This window comes from Streptomyces sp. NPDC006544, assembly GCF_040611715.1.
Classification (GTDB): Bacteria; Actinomycetota; Actinomycetes; order Streptomycetales; family Streptomycetaceae; genus Streptomyces.
Genome location: NZ_JBEXOV010000230.1, coordinates 1 through 1,307, shown reverse-complemented (window position 1 = coordinate 1,307; position 1,307 = coordinate 1). Strand labels below are relative to the sequence as shown.

Annotated in this window: 1 protein-coding gene; it reads left to right on the top strand. The window is 69.7% G+C overall.

The window, feature by feature from the left end:
• Positions 1-1,307: dihydropteroate synthase (locus tag ABZY44_RS37720; protein ID WP_356662075.1), on the top strand; the 1,307-nt coding region annotated here is incomplete at both ends.

Here is a 1,307-nt window from a genome sequence, read left to right as displayed (position 1 = left end):
AACGCCGGCCTCCCGGTCCTCGGCAAGAACGGCGCCCACTACCCGCTCTCCGCCCCCGAGCTCGCCGACGCCCAGGAATCCTTCGTCCGCGACTACGGGCTCTCCCTCGTCGGCGGCTGCTGCGGCACCACCCCCGAACACCTGCGCCAGGTCGTCGAACGCGTCCGCGGCCTGGACCCGGCCGTGCGCGAGCCGAACCCCGAGCCCGGCGCCTCCTCGCTCTACCAGACGGTCCCCTTCCGCCAGGACATCTCCTACATGGCGATCGGCGAGCGGACGAACGCCAACGGCTCGAAGAAGTTCCGCGACGCCATGCTGGAAGCCCGCTGGGACGACTGCGTGGAGATGGTCCGCGACCAGATCCGCGAGGGCGCGCACATGCTCGACCTGTGCGTGGACTACGTGGGCCGCGACGGCGTCGCCGACATGAAGGAACTCGCCGGCCGCTTCGCGACCGCCTCCACCCTGCCGATCGTCCTGGACTCCACCGAGGTCCCCGTCCTGCGGGCCGGCCTGGAGAAGCTCGGCGGCCGCGCCGTCATCAACTCCGTCAACTACGAGGACGGCGACGGCCCCGAGTCCCGCTTCGCGCAGGTCACCCGCCTCGCCCAGGAACACGGCGCGGCGCTGATCGCGCTGACCATCGACGAGGAGGGCCAGGCCCGCACCGCCGAGCACAAGGTCGCCATCGCCGAGCGGCTCATCGAGGACCTCACCACCAACTGGGGCATCCGGGAATCGGACATCCTCATCGACACGCTGACGTTCACCATCTGCACCGGCCAGGAGGAGTCCCGCGGCGACGGCATCGCCACCATCGAGGCCATCCGCGAGCTCAAGCGCCGACGGCCGGACGTCCAGACCACGCTCGGCCTGTCGAACATCTCCTTCGGCCTCAACCCGGCCGCCCGCGTCCTGCTCAACTCGGTCTTCCTCGACGAATGCGTCAAGGCCGGCCTGGACTCGGCGATCGTCCACGCGAGCAAGATCCTGCCCATCGCCCGGTTCAACGAGGAGCAGGTCACCACCGCCCTCGACCTGGTCTACGACCGGCGCGCGGAGGGCTACGACCCGCTGCAGAAGCTCATGGCCCTCTTCGAGGGCGTGAACACCAAGTCGATGAAGGACGGCCGGGCCGAGGAACTCCTCGCGCTGCCGCTCGACGAACGGCTGCAGCGCCGCATCATCGACGGCGAGAAGAACGGCCTGGGAGAGGACCTCGACGAGGCCCTGCTGACCCGCCCGGCCCTGGACATCGTCAACGACACCCTCCTCGAGGGCATGAAGGTCGTGGGCGAACTCTTCGG